General features: G+C 64.7%; 11 protein-coding genes. 2 read left to right on the top strand and 9 right to left on the bottom strand.

Going from position 1 to position 17,185, the window contains the following annotated elements:
• Positions 1-294: 294 nt before the first annotated feature.
• The gene (gene tal, locus LCW13_RS02830; protein WP_043333980.1) at positions 295-1,233 is read left to right on the top strand and encodes a transaldolase; all 939 of its coding nucleotides are present in this window, start codon (positions 295-297) and stop codon (positions 1,231-1,233) included.
• 192 nt (positions 1,234-1,425) lie between these two features.
• On the opposite strand, the gene LCW13_RS02825 is transcribed toward tal, so the two are convergent.
• The 6 genes from LCW13_RS02825 to LCW13_RS02800 form a co-directional block, all read right to left on the bottom strand.
• A complete protein-coding gene (locus tag LCW13_RS02825; protein ID WP_043333981.1) occupies positions 1,426-1,980 on the bottom strand; it encodes an STAS domain-containing protein in 555 nt (184 codons plus the stop codon).
• Complete coding sequence (locus LCW13_RS02820; protein ID WP_043333982.1) at positions 1,973-3,124, bottom strand: PP2C family protein-serine/threonine phosphatase; 1,152 nt, start codon at positions 3,122-3,124, stop codon at positions 1,973-1,975. The genes LCW13_RS02825 and LCW13_RS02820 overlap by 8 nt, the downstream gene beginning before the upstream one ends.
• A gap of 115 nt (positions 3,125-3,239) precedes the next feature.
• Positions 3,240-4,001 (bottom strand): MlaA family lipoprotein, encoded by a 762-nt coding sequence (locus tag LCW13_RS02815; protein ID WP_225347547.1) that lies wholly within the window; start codon positions 3,999-4,001, stop codon positions 3,240-3,242.
• Between the two features lie 135 nt (positions 4,002-4,136).
• Complete coding sequence (locus tag LCW13_RS02810) at positions 4,137-5,321, bottom strand: beta-ketoacyl-ACP synthase III (protein WP_225348096.1); 1,185 nt, start codon at positions 5,319-5,321, stop codon at positions 4,137-4,139.
• Between the two features lie 382 nt (positions 5,322-5,703).
• The gene (hrpA, locus tag LCW13_RS02805; RefSeq protein ID WP_225347546.1) at positions 5,704-9,870 is read right to left on the bottom strand and encodes an ATP-dependent RNA helicase HrpA; all 4,167 of its coding nucleotides are present in this window, start codon (positions 9,868-9,870) and stop codon (positions 5,704-5,706) included.
• Positions 9,871-10,090: 220 nt separating this feature from the next.
• Entirely contained in the window at positions 10,091-11,851 is a 1,761-nt protein-coding gene (locus LCW13_RS02800) for an AMP-binding protein (protein WP_225347545.1), read from the bottom strand.
• A gap of 520 nt (positions 11,852-12,371) precedes the next feature.
• Between LCW13_RS02800 and cysK the strand changes: the two genes are divergently transcribed.
• Positions 12,372-13,337 (top strand): cysteine synthase A, encoded by a 966-nt coding sequence (gene cysK / locus LCW13_RS02795; RefSeq protein WP_043333985.1) that lies wholly within the window; start codon positions 12,372-12,374, stop codon positions 13,335-13,337.
• A gap of 136 nt (positions 13,338-13,473) precedes the next feature.
• Here the strand turns inward: cysK and LCW13_RS02790 are convergent, their stop codons facing one another.
• The 3 genes from LCW13_RS02790 to LCW13_RS02780 are packed head-to-tail and all read right to left on the bottom strand — an operon-like array spanning position 13,474 to position 17,080.
• A complete protein-coding gene (locus tag LCW13_RS02790; protein WP_225347544.1) occupies positions 13,474-14,367 on the bottom strand; it encodes a class II glutamine amidotransferase in 894 nt (297 codons plus the stop codon).
• Positions 14,360-16,507 (bottom strand): VWA domain-containing protein, encoded by a 2,148-nt coding sequence (locus LCW13_RS02785; protein ID WP_225347543.1) that lies wholly within the window; start codon positions 16,505-16,507, stop codon positions 14,360-14,362. Before LCW13_RS02785 ends, LCW13_RS02790 begins: the two co-directional genes overlap by 8 nt.
• Before the next feature lie 60 nt (positions 16,508-16,567).
• Positions 16,568-17,080: a hypothetical protein gene (locus tag LCW13_RS02780; protein ID WP_225347542.1), complete on the bottom strand. Its 513-nt coding sequence runs from the start codon at positions 17,078-17,080 to the stop codon at positions 16,568-16,570.
• Positions 17,081-17,185 lie beyond the last annotated feature (105 nt).

The raw sequence follows: 17,185 nt of genomic DNA, 5'->3' as shown, positions 1-17,185 counted from the left end.
TGTCCACGTGCCGAAAACGCCACGCCCTTGCCGTCAGATGACGACAGTGGGCGCGCCGCCGCACAATTGATACAGTTGACCTACACAGGTGACGAATGTCACATCACGCTGATGAAATCCCCGCGGATCATCCACTTGGGGCGATCGGCCCGCGATGCCTTCACAGCCGGCAGGCGTGGGTGCACACTCGGTGGCAGCGCTCGCTCCGGCGGCCCCTGCCCTTCACCTCTTGCCTTATTCATGAGGGCCACTCACCCCTTCGGGTGGCTCACGCTCAGTACAGGAAACTCTTGCATGGCACAGGACAAGCTCTCCCAACTCAAGGAAATGACCACCGTCGTCGCCGACACCGGTGACCTCGAGGCCATTCGTCGCTTCGCGCCCACTGATGCTACCACCAACCCGTCACTGATCCTGCAGGCCGCTCAGGACCCGTCACGTCGCGAGCGCCTGACCGAAGTCGCGCGCAAGGCCACCGACATCGATGATGCCGTCGATGCCGTGGCCGTGGATATCGGTACCGAGATCGCCGGCCTGGTGCCGGGCTATGTCTCCACCGAGGTCAGCGCCCGCCTGTCCTTCGATGCCGACGAGACCATCCGTCGCGCGCATCGCATCATCGAGCGCTACGCCGCCAATGGCGTCGGTCAGGAACGCATCCTGATCAAGACCGCCTCCACCTGGGAAGGCATTCGCGCCGCCGAGAAGCTCGAGCGCGAAGGCATCCGCACCAACCTGACGCTGCTGTTCAGCTTCGCCCAGGCCCAGGCCTGTGCCGATGCCGGCGTGACGCTGATCTCGCCCTTCGTCGGTCGTATCCTCGACTGGCACAAGGCCAATCAGCCGGATGCCGACTTCAGCGGCGACAACGACCCGGGCGTGAAGTCGGTCAAGGCCATCTACGAGCACTACAAGGGTCACGGCTACAAGACCATCGTGATGGGCGCCAGCTTCCGCAACACCGGCGAGATCGAAGCGCTGGCCGGCTGTGACCGCCTGACCATCTCGCCGGCACTGCTGGGTGAGCTGGCCGAGAGCACCGGCCCGCTGGAACGTCGCCTGCTGGCCGCCGATGCCGAGCAGAACGTGCCGGAAGTGCTGACCGAGTCCAACTTCCGCTGGGACATGAACGAAGACGCCATGGCCACCGAGAAGATGGGCGAAGGTATCCGCAAGTTCATGGCCGATCAGCGCAAGCTCGAGACTCTGCTGGCCGAACTGCGCAGCCACTGAGCCAACGGAGCATAACGCCGATGATGAGCTCTTGTTAAGCAAGAGCTCATTGAATGGCCAAGGCAACAAAAAGCGCCTGCCGTATTTCACGGCAGGCGCTTTTTTGTGCTTTCAGAAACGTGCTGTCTGGATCGCGCTGTCAGATTCGTGCTTTCAGCAGCGTGCTGTGAGGCTCAACGTCCCAGCGCGCCTTCAGTGCGGCTGGCGATGCTCCTCGCTTTCCAGCAGCTCGATCAGCGGCTGGAACTCCAGGCGGTTGTGGCCGTTCAGGCACATCAACAGCCGGTGAGCCTCGAGAATGCGTCCGCGCAGCTCCTGTTCCTGCTGGGGCGAGGCATCGGCGTCATCCTGAGACTCGTTCAGCGCTGGCGCGTTGCAGCAGGAAGCCCCGTCCAGATCGGCCTGGTCCGCCTCCGGCAGGCTGCCGGCGTCCACGACACTGGCCACCTCGTCGAACCCCATCACCTTGAGCATGGTCAGCACGTCGGGATGGGCAGCCACCACCTGCGCCGGCATCACCAGCCGGTCGCGGACCGCCAGCGCCAGCTTGGCCAGAAAGCCCAGTGCGGTGGAATCGACATTGGTCGCTTCGCGCAGATCGATGATCACGCTTTCCAGTCCCTCAACCGCAGCCACGCGCTGTACCTGCTGATCCAGCGTGGCACACAGCGTCAGGCGTACATCACCGGATAGCTTGAGCACGAACAGGCCGTCTTCGAACACGGCCTGGATACGTCCTTCATCCATCATGGAATCCTGTCAGCGTCATCAAGGTAAGGTCATCCGGCAGCTCGCCATCCAGCGCCAGTCCACGACGCAATCCTTGCACATCCTCACTGCTCAGAATCCGTTGATGCAGTGCTCGAGTCCTGTCCTCCAGCGCCTCGCCCGGCAGGCATTCCAGTACACCATCACTGGCCAGCCACAGACGGAACCGCTCAGGAAGCGCCACACGATACGCTGGATAGCGGGTGTCTGGGAAGAGCCCCACCGGCCGACCGCTGCCTTCCAGCTCACGCAGCTCGCCATCGGGCGTGACCAGTACCGGCATCGGCAGCTGGGCGCCCAGGGTGTAATGCAGCGTGCGCGTGTCACGGTCCATCACACCACACATCACCGTGGCATGCTTGCCGATACCACTGTCGATCAGTTCACGGTTGAGCAGCGCCAGCCACTCGGGGCCGAAGGTTTCCGGCGTATGTTCCTCCCAGTGGCGGATCGCGCGTGCGAACAGCAGCTTGAGCAGCACGGTCACGAAGGCCGACGAGGCGCCATGACCGGAGACATCCGCAAAGTAGAACAGGCTGAAGCGTTCGTCGATCGCCTGATACTCGAGGAAGTCACCCGACAGATACAGCGACGGCGACAGGCAGTACTCGTAACTGACGCCGTTGATGTGCTGCCCGCTCTGGGGCAGCAGACGCTGCTGGATCTGGCCACCGGCCTGCTGGTCCTGACGCAGCAGCGCCAGATGCGTCTCCAGGTGCTCGTTGAGCTCCTCGAGGCGCGCGCGTGCCTTGGCGTGCTCATGGGCCAGCTGGTGATGCTCCGCCGCCCGCTTGAGCAGACTGCGCAATACCGAGCCATGCTCGCGCGGCGAGATGAGGTAATCGACCAGCCCGGCCTCCACCGCCGGCAGCAGGCATTCATCGCCACGGCTCTCGGCCACCACCACCGTCGGCAGGCGCTCGGCCAGCCGCGCCCACTCATGACTGGAAACGGCCTCGACATGCGCGACCACCACCGCCACCCCGCTGGGCAGTGTCGCGATGCCATCACAGGCCGCCACCGCACAGCGTTCATCCGTCAACAGGTTCGCCAGCGCATCACGCCGCGAGCCGGGAAGATCAATCAGACCGATCAACAGACGCTTGCCTTGCTCATCCGCCATGCCAACCCCTCATTCCCGTCCTTACTGCCATCCACTCGCAGTCTTGATGCTGCTTGCCCTCGCGACCGGCACCACTGACCCTTCACGGTACCGGTCGCCTGCTGCGGGTGACGCGTTACTGGCTGTCGTCTTCCGGTGCGAAGGCACCGTCGAGATCGGCATCATCGAAGCTGCCGCTGGCGAAGGGATCATCGCCCAGCTTGCCATCGTTGATCTCGAAGTTGCGGCGCTGCAGGTAGGCATCACGAATGAAGCTGTAACGATCGCCCTGGATCAGCTTCTCCTGCTCGAGCAGACCGGCACGGGTATCGACCAGATCCAGCGCCTTCAGGCCGTAACGCACCTTGTCGTCTTCGACGTAGTTGACGGGATCAGCGAAGTAATCCACCGGCATGCCCGCGGTATCACGCACGGTACTCGGACCGAACAGCGGCAGCACCAGATACGGCCCCTGCCCTGCGCCCCAGACGGCGAGGGTCTGACCGAAGTCTTCCTCATCCACTGTCCAGCCAAGCTCGCTGGCCGGGTCGAACAGGCCGCCGATGCCGACGGTGGAGTTGAGCAGCAGACGGCCGGTGGAGACACCGGCATTGGCCCACTTCCACTGCAGCACCGAGTTGAACATGGTGCTGACCTCTCCCAGATTGGAGAAGAAGTTGCCCACGCCATCCTGTACCAGCTCCGGCGTCACATAGTCATAGCCCTGCGCGACCGGCTTGAGGGCATAGCGATCCAGGGTGTCATTGAAGGTATAGACGTTACGGTTGAAGCCCTCCCAGGGGTCCTGAGGGTTCGGCTCGCTGTCTCCGGTACTGGCGCAACCCGCCAGCAGGGACATGGCCAGCAGTGCCGGCAGGGAAGTCTTGATCGTGTGCATCTCGTCACCTGTAAGTCTATTGGATTCCTGCAGCGGTCCTTGCCACATCCCTGGCTGTCAGGTCCGGTCTTCTTTATACGTTCCGCGCCCGCCAAGAGCCAGCACAGGCCACGTGGATTCGCGCAATGTCCTGCTTCAACCGCAGCGTTTCAGCAGCACGCTGCCGGCACTGTAGCCTGCCCCGAAAGAACACAATACCCCGAGGCTCCCCGGCGCCAGATCAGCGTGATGGAGATGGAAGGCGATCACCGAGCCCGCGGAGCTGGTATTGGCGTAGCGATCGAGAATGATCGGCGCTTCCTCGCTCGACGGGTCACGCCCCAGCACACGCCGCGCGATCATGTCGTTCATGTGGCGGTTGGCCTGATGCAACCACATGCGATCAACATCACCGCCGTCTGCCTCGATCTCGCCCAGATGGGTGGTGATCAGCTCGGCCACCATCGGGCAGACCTCGCGGAAGACGCGCCGCCCTTCCTGGATGAACAGCTTGTCATCGGCCTTTACACGATGGCTTGCGCTGTCGAGTGTCATCGCGGATGCCACGTCGTCCTCAAGCACCGCCGTGCGATTGAGGAAGCCGAAATTGTTGCGTATCGCATTGGAGAAGCGCGTCACCAGTCGCGTGCCGAGCACCTCGAAGCCATCGGTGCGCGTGGCGACATCCGCCGCCTCCAGCACCACGGCCGTGCAAGCATCCCCGAAGATGAAGTGGCTGTCACGGTCGCGGAAGTTGAGATGCGCACTGCAGATCTCCGGATTGACCATCAGCACACGCCTGGCACTGCCGCTGCGAATCGCGTTGGCAGCGGTCTCGATGCCGAAGGTGGCGGAGCTGCACGCCACGTTCATGTCGAAGGCATAGCCACCGGCCTCAAGCGCGGCCTGCAGTTCCACCGCCACCGCCGGATAGGGGCGCTCGAGGTTGGAACAGGCCACGATGACCAGATCCAGGTCCGCGGCGTTGACGCCCGCCGCCGCCAGCGCTTCACGCGCGGCCGCCACGCCCATCTCGCACTGCACCGAGGGCTGGTCATTGGCGCGCGCCGGCAGGCGTGGGCGCATGCGCTCCGGGTCGAGAATGCCCTCGGCATCCAGCACGTAGCGGCTGTGGATACCCGAGGCCTTGACGATGAATTCGGCGCTGGACTCGGTGCGCGCCTCACGCTCACCACGTGCGATGGCGTCGGCATTGGCGGCATTGTCCGCCGCCACCCAGGCATTGAAGGACGCCACCAATGCCTCGTTGCTGATGGCATTGGGCGGCGTGTAGAGCCCGCTGCCGGTGATCAGTACGCGATGATTGCCGCTGGCGCTCATGGACTGACCGGCGTTGGCGTGTTGCGTATCGGCAGCGTGATCATTGTCATTGTTTGGCATGCATCCACTCCTGACAGTGCTATCCCGCGGGATATCACCAGAATTGAGCGGGGCACGACCCGGCGCCGCGTCGTCATGCCCCATGTTCAGTGTACGCTGTCTCGGCGATTCCAGACGCCCGAGTCAGCATTTGTCGGGCGATCACAGTGAATGCTTAAACAGCAATTCCTGTCTGCAGCTTGGGCCATCCCGCCGCGGCACGCCTCCACGTACCGGTCACGCAAGCCCCTGATGCCACGCACAGCGCCCTGGAATGGCCCAGACAAGGCAGAGCTTCAGCCATGACAGAGCTTCAGCCAGGGCAGAGCCCAGCCTCAGGACATCAGCGGCGCGCCATCAGCTCCTGCCAGCGTTTCTCGAGGCGCTTGGCGGAGACGGTCTCCAGGGTGCCGAGCTGCTGGGCAAACAGCGAGACGCGCAGTTCCTGCAGCCACCAGCCGAACTCTTCCAGCTCCGCATCCGGCAGCCCCTGCTCGCGCGCCTTGCTCAGACGGGCATCAAGGCGGGATTCAAAGCCCTTGACCTCCTCCATGTCACGCTGGTCGCGCATGCGCTCACGCGGCGCCTTGTCGAGACGGATCAGCATCGCCTCCACATAGCGCGGCAGCTGATGCAGCCATTCACCGGAGGCCTGGATGAAGCCCGGCGTGATCAGGCGCGCCTGCTGGGCCTTGAGATCAGCCACCACCAGCGCCATCGAGAAGTCGATCTTGCCCTTGAGGCGCTTGGAAAGCTCCAGATGCTGCTTGAGTGCGGCTTCCAGCGGCTTGAGCAGCGCCTCGGCGTGCGGCACCAGCTCGGCCCGCCTGTCATCGAGACGCGCCTGCAGTTCGCTGCGCGAACGCGGCAGCGGCTCGACGGCCATCACCTGCTCGAAGACGCTGTAGATGAAGTCATCCGCCAGCTGGCGACGCGTGCCGACCTTGGCGAACAGCAGCGCACAGCGCTCCAGCGCCTTGAGGTCACGGTCCAGATAGCGCACCTGGTCCGGCAGGCGTGCCATCGCCAGACGCGTGATGCCATCACGGTGCGCGGCGGCGGCCTTGGCCGGATGATCGAACAGCTCCACGCTCAGATTCTGCTCGACCTGAGCCGTCGCGCTGGCAGGCGCATGGCTGGACGGCGCGCTGTTCTTGCCGGTCTTGCGCGCCAGCTTGCGCTGCTTGGCGCTCATGCCGCCGTCGGCAGGCGCTGCCGCCTTCACCACCAGCGCCGGATAGGCCTCGACGCGAATGCCCGCCTGGGTGGTGCTGTGCGAGGTGGCGATCGGCGCCTCCGGCAGATCTTCCAGCACTTCGCTGTCGGCTTCACGGCTGCGGCTGGCCATCGCCCGCGCGGCGGCCGCGGCCGAGTCCTTGAAGCGAGCCTCCAGCGCCTCGAGATCACGCCCTTCGCCCAGCACCTTGCCGTCCTGATCGACGATACGCAGGTTCATCTTCAGGTGCGGTTCCAGCGTTTCGGGCGCCCAGGCATCCTGCGGCAGGCGCAAGCCAGTCTTGACGCGCATGAACTCGGCCAGCGCATCGGTCAGCGGCACGTCGTCCGGGGTCAGCGCCTCAAGTGCGGCGTCGACCCAATTGGGAATCGGCACCACCTGCTTGCGGTACTGCTTGGGCAGCGACTTCATCAGCGCGATGGCCTTGTCGCGCAACAGCCCCGGCACCAGCCATTCGATGCGATAGCGTGGCAGCTGCGAGAGCATCGCCGCCGGCACGATCATCGTCACGCCGTCATCCACCGCGCCGGGCGCGAAGTGATAGCTCAGCGGGTAGGCGACGCTATTGTGGTGCAGCTGTTCGGGGTAGCGCGCGACGGTGACTTCCTCGGCGTCGCGCGCCATCAGGTCGTCGAGATTCAGATGCAGGACATCGGGGTTGTCGCGCTCGGCCTCCTTGCGCCACTTGTCGAAGCTGCGCCCGTTGTAGATGCCTTCCGGAATCCGCTCGGCATAGAAGGCGAACAGCGTCTCTTCGTCGACGAGGATGTCACGCTTGCGCGCGCGGTCCTCAAGCTCACCGACCTCATCCATCAGGCCGCGATTGTGGGCGAAGAACGGCGCACGGGTCTGGAATTCGCCCTCGACCAGCGCACGGCGAATGAACAGCTCGCGAGACTCTTCCGGCGCCAGCGGGCCGTAATGCACCTTGCGCGCGGTGACGATGGGCAGCCCGAACAGGGTCACCTGCTCACTGGCGACCACCTGGGCACGCTTCATCTCCCAGTGCGGCTCGCTGTAGCTGCGCTTGACCAGATGCTCGGCCAGCGGCTCGACCCACTCGGGCTTGATCGCCGCGACCTGACGCGCGTAGAGCTTGGTGGTCTCGACCATCTCGGCCGCCATCACCCACTTGGGCGACTTCTTGGCCACGCCGGAGCCCGGGTGGACGAAGAAGCGTCGGTTGCGCGCGCCGAGATACTCGCGATTTTCCTGCTTGAGGCCAAGATTGGAGAGCAGCCCGGTCAACAGCGCGCGATGCAGTGATTCGTGATCGATGGCCACCGACGGGCGGCGACCCTGCCCCGGTGAGGCCAGTACCCGCGCGGTGACCTCGGCCTGGGCCTCGGTGTCGCGCTCATGCTGGGCGCTGGTCATCTCCAGCCCCAGGTCGCGCGTCAGCTGCTTGAGCTGACGGAAGGTGTCATGCCACTCGCGCAGGCGCAGATAGTTGAGGAAGCGCGCCTTGCACCAGCGGCGCAGCGGGTTGGCACCCAGCGCATCCCGCGCCAGTTCGAAGCCTTCCCACAGATTCAGCCAGCTGACGAAGTCGGAATTGTCGTCATCCCACTCATGGTGGATCTGATCGGCCTGCTGGCGCTTGTCGGCAGGGCGCTCGCGCGGGTCCTGGATCGACAGCGCGCTGACGATGATCAGCACTTCACGCAGGCAGCCGCGCGAGGCGCCCTCAAGCACCATGCGCGCCAGACGCGGGTCGATGGGCAGACGCGCCAGGGTGCGGCCATCACGGCTCAGACGGTTGTGTTCATCCACCGCGCCCAGTTCGCGCAGCAGGCGGAAGCCATCGGTGACGAAGCGCGAGTCCGGCGCATCGACGAAGGGAAACTTCTCGATATCGCCCAGCTTGAGCGACAGCATCGACAGGATCACCGAGGCCAGGTTGGTGCGCTGGATTTCCGGTTCGGTGTATTCCGGACGCGCGAGGAAGTCCTCCTCGCTGTAGAGGCGGATGCACAGGCCTTCGGCGATACGCCCGCAGCGGCCCTTGCGCTGGTTGGCGCTGGCCTGGCTGATCGGTTCCACCGGCAGACGCTGGATCTTGGAGCGATAGCTGTAGCGGCTGATGCGCACCAGGCCCGGGTCGATCACGTAGCGGATGCCCGGCACGGTCAGCGAGGTCTCGGCGACATTGGTGGCCAGCACGATGCGGCGGCCACGATGCGGCTGGAAGACGCGGTTCTGCTCTTCGTTGGAGAGGCGCGCGTACAGCGGCAGCACCTCGGTATCACGCAGCTGGGCGCGACGCAGGGTGTCCGCGGTGGCGCGGATCTCGCGCTCGCCGGGCAGGAAGATCAGCACGTCACGCGGGCCCTGCATCCAGCCCTTCTCGCGCTCGATCACCGACAACTCTTCCACCGCGCGCAGGATACCCTCCTGCAGGCTGAGGTCTTCCTCATCCTCGGCGTCGCGCACCAGTGGCAGGTACTGGGTCTCGACCGGGAAGTTGCGCCCGCTGACCGAGACGATGGGCGCCGGCGTGCCATCCTGGGCCGCGAAGTGCTGACTGAAGCGCTCCACGTCGATGGTCGCCGAGGTGATGATGATCTTGAGGTCCGGACGGCGCGCGGTGAGACGCTTGAGATAACCCAGCAGGAAGTCGATGTTCAGACTGCGCTCGTGGGCCTCATCGATGATGATCGCCTCGTAGCGGCTCAGGTCCGGATCATGCTGGGTTTCCGCCAGGAGGATACCGTCGGTCATCAGCTTGATCAGCGTCGACGGGCCGGTGGTGTCGTTGAAGCGCACCTGATACCCGACCGTCTCGCCGAGTGTCGTCTCGAGCTCCTCGGCCAGACGCGCCGCCACCGAGCGCGCCGCCAGACGACGTGGCTGGGTGTGGCCGATCAGGCCGTTGCGCCCCAGCCCCATCTCCAGACACAGCTTGGGCAGCTGAGTGGTCTTGCCCGAGCCGGTCTCACCGGCGACCACCACGATCTGATGCTCGGCAAGCGCGGCGAGGATGTCTTCGCGACGCTCCACCACCGGCAGTTCCGGCGGATAGTTGAGCGCGGCGGGGGTCTGCCAGCGTGCCAGTGCCGTCTCGCGGGCGGCGCGCTGGGCGATGCTCGCCTCCAGGCGGCTCTCGATATCGTTGATGGCACGATCGACCGGCTTGCCTTCCTTGAGACGCCGCCGCAGGCCAGCCAGGCGCTTGCCCAGCTCGCGCTGATCACGGCTCAGGGCGCGTTCAAGGCGAGCCGCGAGGGCTTCAAGACGCGCATGTTCGGACGGTGCGGTAGCGGTGTCGCTCAAGGACTGCCTCTTCTCAACCAGCGACCACACGCCACGCGCGCAGCCGGAAACTCTCGGGAATTCAGCCTCACGCTCGCCTGCACGAGGCAGCAAGCCATGACACCTGAATGACAAAACGGCCCGTCAACAAGTGACGGGCCGTCCATTGTAGCCCTGCGCGTAGCCGCGCCCAACCTTGGCGGCGCTTGTTCCCTGCCACGCCGCCGGCTCAGCGCTTTTCTCAGTGCTCGCGTAGCGGCGTATTGCCACCGCTCTCTTCGCTGTCGCGCAGCTCACGGCGCAGCACCTTGCCGACGTTGGTCTTGGGCAGTTCATCGCGGAATTCGACGAAGCGCGGCACCTTGTAGCCGGTCAGCTGCTCCTTGCACCAGCTTCGCAGGGTGTCGCGATCCAGATCCGGGTTGCTTGAGACCACGAACAGCTTGATCGCCTCGCCGCTCTGCTCGTCCGGCACGCCCACTGCCGCCGCCTCGACGATATCCGGATGGCCGCTGACCACGTCCTCGATCTCGTTGGGGAACACATTGAAGCCGGAGACGATGATCATGTCCTTCTTGCGATCGACGATGCGCACGAAGTCATCCTGCTGGATGACCGCGATATCGCCGGTGCGGATGAAGCCCTCGTCATCCATCGCCTCACGCGTGGCGTCGTCACGCTGCCAGTAACCCTTCATCACCTGGGGGCCGCGCACGCACAGCTCGCCCGGCGCATCGCGCCCCAGCGTCACACCATCGGCGTCCACCACCTTGAGCTCGGTGCCCGGCACCGGCTTGCCGATGGTGCCCAGCTGCAGCTCGCGCGGCGGATTGAAGCTGACGATGGGCGAGGTCTCGGTCATGCCGTAGCCCTCGGCGATCGGGCAGCCGGTGACGGCTTCCCAGCGCTCGGCCGCGCTGCGCGTCAGCGCCATGCCGCCGGAGATGGTCAGCTTGAGACTCGAGAAGTCCAGCGCCTTGAAGTCATCACGCTGACATAGCGCCGAGAACAGCGTATTGAGGCCGACGAAGGCGGTGAACGGTGTCCTGGCCAGTGTCTTGATGAAGCCATCGATATCGCGCGGATTGGTGATCAGCACGCTGTGGTTGCCGCTCTCCATGCTGTAGAGGCAATTCACCGTGAAGGTATAGATGTGATAGACCGGCAGCGGCGCGATCAGCACCTCCTGACCTTCATTGAGCACATCACTGATCACGCCGCGCGCCTGCAGCATGTTGGCGACCAGATTGCGGTGGGTCAGCATGGTGCCCTTGGCAACCCCGGTGGTACCGCCGGTGTACTGCAGCGCGGCGATGTCCTCGGGCTGGCGCGTGACACGCGTGTGCGAGAGCCCCGCCCCGCGCTTGAGCACGTCACGCAGGCCGTGTGCGTCGGGCAGGTGGTACTTCGGCACCATCTTCTTGACGTAGCGCACCGCCAGGTTGATCAGCGGACGCTTGGGGAAGTCATGCAGGTCACCGATCTCGGTGATGATGACCTCCTCGATGTCGGTGCGCTTGAGCACCTTCTCGAGCTTGTCCGCCATGTTGGCCAGAATCACGATGGCGCGAGCGCCGGAGTCATGGAACTGGTGCTGCATCTCGCGTTCGGTGTAGAGCGGGTTGGTGTTGACCACCACCAGACCGGCGCGCAATGCACCGAACACCGCCACCGGGAACTGCAGCAGGTTCGGCAGCTGGATGGCGATGCGATCACCGGGCTCAAGGCCGGTCTCGTGTTCCAGCCAGGCGGCGAAATTGCGCGACAGGCGGTCCACATCGGCGTAGCTGAGCGTCTTGTCCATGCAGCTGAAGGCCGGACGCTCGGCATAGTTGGCGCAGCTGGCCTCGAAGACCTCGAGAATCGAGGGGTAATCCTCGAGACCGGACAACGGCTCACCACTGACGATCAGGTTGGCGTCCCCGGTCACGGGGCCAGCGTGATCAGACGCCTTGTCGGCTTCCGGGTCTGCCGAGGCGTTGGCAGGATTGGCATCATGCATGGCTTGGGCTCCATGACTGCATTCGTCTGCTGGATCGTGGCCGGGCGCGGAGTCTTTCACTGGCAGCCACAGGCGAGAATTCAGCACTTGTTGTTATCAGGGCGTCACGCCCACATGTGAACAATGACATGAATGACGGCGTGATGGGGAAAAGGACGGCGCGACAGCGCGCGCGCAGGTGCCGGCAATACACCGACGACACCCCGGCAAGAACCTCCAGGGCCGCCGCGCTTCACCTTAACCAGTCACGCCAACGATGTAAAACGACCGATTGAAACCATCGTTCACATCCCAAAAAGTCTCGTTAAATCAGATCACTACTCTTGTACGACCTTGGTCAGAGGCTAGCCGCGACTGCCAACCTTGCCATGTCGTTATGCGCTTCAGGCCTTTGAGTCGCGCTCGGCTAGCCCTTAACCTTATGCTCATACAGTCGCGACAGGCGCTGCTGAGCGTCATCACTTCACTCAAGCAGCGGGCATGCTCGCTGTCTAGCCGCCAGATACCCAGAGGACCTCGCATGGCCAAGATCTATCAGGACAACTCGCAAGCCATCGGCAATACGCCGCTGGTCAAGATCAACCGCCTCAGCAGCCATCCACGCCTGTACGCCAAGGTGGAAGCCCGCAACCCGGCGTTCTCGGTCAAGTGCCGTATCGGTGCCAGCATGGTGTGGGACGCCGAAGAGCGCGGCGTGCTCAAGCCGGGCATGGAGATCATCGAGCCGACCTCCGGCAATACCGGCATCGCGCTGGCCTTCGTCGGCGCGGCGCGTGGCTACCCCGTCACGCTGACCATGCCATCCTCCATGAGCATGGAACGTCGCAAGGTGCTGAAATCCCTCGGCGCCAACCTGGTGCTGACCGATCCGGCCAAGGGCATGCAGGGCGCCATCGACAAGGCCTGCGAGCTGCAGAAGGCCGAACCGGAACGCTATTTCCTGCCGCAGCAGTTCTCCAACCCGGCCAACCCGCGCATCCACGAAGAGACCACCGGCCCGGAGCTGTGGGACGCGCTGGATGGCGAGATGGACGTGCTGGTGGCGGGCGTCGGTACCGGCGGCACCATCAGCGGCATCGCCCGCTACTTCAAGACGGTGCGCGGCCAGTCACTCGAAGCCGTGGCGGTGGAGCCGGCGGAATCCGCCATCATCACCCAGCGCATGCAGGGCGAGTCGATCACGCCGGCCCCGCACAAGATCCAGGGCATCGGCGCCAACTTCATTCCCGACAACCTGGACCTGGCGCTGATCGATCGTGTCGAGCCGGTCGCCAGTGAAGACGCCATGGCCATGGCGCGTCGCATCATGCAGGAAGAAGGCATCATGTGCGGCATCTCCTGCGGGGCGGCGATGACCGCGGCGCTGCGTCTGGCGGAAGACCCGGCCTACGCCGACAAGTCCATCGTCGTCATCCTGCCGGACAGCGGCGAGCGCTACCTGTCCTCGCCGATGTTCGCCGGCATGTTCGACGACGTCGAAGGCTGAGCCTCACGCGTTGACCAGGCAAAAGCCGCAAACACGAAGGGCCGCGATTGCGGCCCTTCGTGTGTCTGGCATTCAAGCTCTTTCTACGTCACTCAGCGTCAGCGACTCAGCCAAACGTCAGCGACTCAGCCAAACGTCAGCAGCTCAAGTCTGAAGCCAGCCAGTCGGGTTTGCGGCGCGCGGTCGCGGTGCGATCGACCGCCCCGCTCTCGGCCTGCTCCTGCCCTGGCTCTTCCTGGCTCAGCGGCAACTCGCCACCGAGACTGGCGACCAGCTCGCCTTCGCGGAACACCACCAGCTGCCCCGGCAGCAGGCGCTGCCATTGCTCGTTGTCAGTGAGCGGATCGGTGGCGATCACCGAGACCACATCGGCATCGGTGGTGTGCTGCTGGAAGTCGACGCTCATCTCGAAGTCGGTGAGGCTCGCCTGCCCGAAGGGCGCACGGCGCGTGATGTGCGCCAGCTTGGTGGAGCAGTAGGCGTAGAGATGCACGCCATCGGAGAGCAGCAGATTGAAGACGCCAAGCCCGCGCAGACGCTCGCACTGGGCGTGCAGATGCCGCCACAGGTCTTCGCACCGCGCCGGCGGATTCGGGAAGGCGCGCCGGATCTCGCCGAGCAGGAAGCAGGCGGCGTGCTCGCTGTCCGTGCTGCCCACCGGGCGATAGTACGGCAGGGGCAGTGCCTGCCAGTCCGCCAGCTGACCGTTGTGGGCATAGCACCACTGACGGCCCCACAGCTCGCGCGTGAACGGGTGGGTATTGGCCAGTGTCACCTGGCCGACATTGGCCTGGCGAATATGGCTGATGACCATCTGCGACTTGATCGGATAATCGAGAATCATGCGCGCGATGGGCGAATCCACCGACGGATGCGGGTCACGGAATTCGCGATAACCGCCCTCTTCATAGAAGGCGATTCCCCAACCATCGCGGTGCGGACCAGTACCACCGCCTCGCTGCAGAAAACCGGCGAAGCTGAAGCAGATATCGGTCGGCACATTGGCACTCATGCCGAGCAGTTCACACATGGGGTTCCTCCCGCTGAGTCGGCTTGCGCGTCATGCGACGCACCAGCATGATCACTACCAGCAGGCCGATCACACCGGCCACGGCGTAAGCGATCATGCGGCTTTGCGGTGATTCTGCCTCACGCTGGGCAAAGTCCGAAGCTCCTTCGAACCACTGACTGATCAACGCAGGCACCTTGTCGATGGGCAGACGGCCCTTCATCAGCAGATCATTGAGGTCTTCCTTCTCTTCTACCGCCTGATCCAGGCCCTGAATCTCACCAAAGGACTCACCCTCGATGGGCGAGCGATCCAGATTGGCGGCACGCCGCGCCGCATTCTCATTGAGGGTATAGGGCGCGAGATCGATCACCCGCGAACTCCCGCCCAGCGCGATGCGCGCGCTGATCTGCACATCGGCACTGACGTCACGCTCCAGCGGCGGCAGTTCGATACGCCAGCGACTCTCGCCCGCTTCCGCCACACTCAACGGCTCGCCCTGCAGCGTCGCGTCCAGCTGGGTGTTGGCGGTGTTGAGCAACGGATGACGCGCGCTGACCTCCAGCGCGCTCGGCGGCGTCGCATTCTGCGCATTGCCACCGATCGGCTCGACCAGCAGTGGGTCGACCACGCTGGTGCGCTGGCTCAACTGACGTGCAAAGGGCGCGCCATCGCGCTGGCCCTCGATGGTCAGCGTCAGGCGAGCGCCACCCGGTTGCTGCGGCGGCGGCATGTTGACGCTGAACTGCGCGCCGTCACGCTCAAGACCGCGCTGCTGGGCGCTGGTCACGGCTGCCGTTTCTGCTGACATGCCACCCTCGTCTTCCGGCACCAGACGCGCATTGCCGTCCAGCGTCGCCAGAAAGTCCTGCTCAGCGACATCACGTGCACCGTCGACCAGCGAGGCTGAAAGGGAATAGCCAAAGCCGCGATACAGCGTGGCCGGCAGCGGGCGCGACACCAGCGCCAGGTCTGACACCACGGTGATGCGGCTATCGACGCCCACCTGCCCTTCGATACGCCACTGCCCGGCCTCGGGGTCGGTCACGGTGATCAGGTCATAGCGCGGCTGATGTTCCCAGCGCACGCCTTCGGGCAACGACGCCTTGTCGGCCAGCGAATAGCGCTGACCATCCGGTGCGATCAATACCGGCGCGCTGTCATCGGGGCCATGGAAGACCAGCGCCGTGAATTCCTCGACGCTGCCATCGATGGTGAAGCGCTTGTCCTCGAGCGGCACCAGCTCGCCGGGCACGATACGGTCGAGCGCCCCGAGGAAGGCACGCAGCAGGTCTTCCGGGGTCTCGGCGACCGTCGCCAGCCCGCCGGTGCCATCGGCAACCTGCTGCAGCAGATCGATATCGGCATTGCGCGACAGCGCGACGGTATGCACCGTGACGTTGTGCGCCGCCAGCTGTGGCGTCAGCTCATCGGTGATGCGCTGGCGCGAGGCGCTGTCCGAGGCGGTCTTCTCGCTGCTCGGCTCACGCAGGTCGACCATGCCATCGGAGAGCAGGATGACCTGACGCGGCCCCTGGCCATCGATGCTCGCATCGGCGCCTTCGGCGGCGGCACGCAGGCCCGCCTCGAGATCGGTGTACTGCTCGTAATCGTCCAGCCGCCCTTCCAGCCCGCGGGCCGCCTGTTTCCAGCCCGCATCGACCGCGCCCAGCGCCAGCAGGGGCTGCACCTGCTCACCGAAGCCCCACAGCCCCGCACGCGAGCGCTCCGGCAGCAAGGTGACCAGCAGGTCGAGCGCACTGGCGCGCAGATTGGTCGGGTCGTTGTGCTTCATGCTGCCGGAGACATCGATCGCCATGCGCAGGTCAGGCACAATGTCGCGCGCCGAGCCACTGGCAGCATTCGCGTCACTCGCGACATCCCGGGCCACGAACGGCATCTGCTCAGCCTGTTCGCTTGCCGACTCATTTGCCGGCTCACTCACCGACTCGCTCACCGGCTCGCTGACCGAGGGGTTCTCCGCTGATGATGCCTGCTCGGCGAAGGCCGAGGGCGACGCGAGGCTGATGCCCGCCAGCATCAGGGCCGCCAGCCAGCGCGCCCCCGCGCCCTTCGCTAGAGGGCCGGATGAAGAGCCGGACGCAAGCCCAGGTGAACGGACTGGCTCAAGAGACGAAGTGACAGCTACATCACGGGGCATGACAGATCCTTAGTCCACGCTCGGACAATGCACGGCTGGCGCTGATCGAACGACGCTCGATCAGAGCGACGGTTCCTGACGGTCACGGCCTGCGCGGGTACGCGCCGACGTGCCACGTTTCTCGCTACGCAAGCTGGCGCCAGCGGCGTGGCCCTCGCGCACTTCCTCATCCTCCTGCTCGTGGCCATGAGGCTCGCGGCGCTGCTGGGCGGCGCGGCGACGCTGTTCACGTCCGCGACCCAGCCACCAGATCACCAGGCCCAGCACCACGCCGGCCCCGATGCCCAGTACCAGCATGCCGAAGGCCGAGGCCATGCCACCACCATCCTTCTGCACCACGCTGACGGCAAAGGCCACGATGGCCGGTGCAAGGCCGGTGTAGGCATCTTCCGCGACGCTGGCCGTGACGTGAAAACTGGTCGGCACGGCGATCATGCCGGCGATACCGCCGACCAGGATCCAGCGCAGGAAACGCGGCAGTATTCGCACCGCCATATAGCCGGTAAACAGCACTACCGCCGCCAGGCCAAAATAGATCAGCCACATCTGCGGCAGCGAATCGGAAATCATCATGCCCTTCACTCCTGTCATAACATCCTGTCGAGACTGACATTCTGAGGGGTGCCTGTCCTGTGCAGAAGCAGCCGGCACCTCAGTTCAGCCATCGAGTCATCCCAT

The sequence above is a fragment of the Cobetia amphilecti genome, assembly GCF_020217465.1.
GTDB lineage: Bacteria > Pseudomonadota > Gammaproteobacteria > Pseudomonadales > Halomonadaceae > Cobetia > Cobetia amphilecti.
Note: the sequence above shows the minus strand (reverse complement) of the source record. Positions and strands in the feature narration are given on the sequence as shown.

Excerpts from the sequence above, each read along its gene's own strand:
- tal (WP_043333980.1), top strand. The coding sequence starts at position 295 with ATGGCACAGGACAAGCTCTCCCAACTCAAGGAAATGACCACCGTCGTC.
- LCW13_RS02825 (WP_043333981.1), bottom strand. The coding sequence starts at position 1,980 with ATGGATGAAGGACGTATCCAGGCCGTGTTCGAAGACGGCCTGTTCGTG.
- LCW13_RS02820 (WP_043333982.1), bottom strand. The coding sequence starts at position 3,124 with ATGGCGGATGAGCAAGGCAAGCGTCTGTTGATCGGTCTGATTGATCTT.
- LCW13_RS02815 (WP_225347547.1), bottom strand. The coding sequence starts at position 4,001 with ATGCACACGATCAAGACTTCCCTGCCGGCACTGCTGGCCATGTCCCTG.
- LCW13_RS02810 (WP_225348096.1), bottom strand. The coding sequence starts at position 5,321 with ATGAGCGCCAGCGGCAATCATCGCGTACTGATCACCGGCAGCGGGCTC.
- LCW13_RS02800 (WP_225347545.1), bottom strand. The coding sequence starts at position 11,851 with ATGCATGATGCCAATCCTGCCAACGCCTCGGCAGACCCGGAAGCCGAC.
- cysK (WP_043333985.1), top strand. The coding sequence starts at position 12,372 with ATGGCCAAGATCTATCAGGACAACTCGCAAGCCATCGGCAATACGCCG.
- LCW13_RS02790 (WP_225347544.1), bottom strand. The coding sequence starts at position 14,367 with ATGTGTGAACTGCTCGGCATGAGTGCCAATGTGCCGACCGATATCTGC.
- LCW13_RS02785 (WP_225347543.1), bottom strand. The coding sequence starts at position 16,507 with ATGCCCCGTGATGTAGCTGTCACTTCGTCTCTTGAGCCAGTCCGTTCA.
- LCW13_RS02780 (WP_225347542.1), bottom strand. The coding sequence starts at position 17,080 with ATGATGATTTCCGATTCGCTGCCGCAGATGTGGCTGATCTATTTTGGC.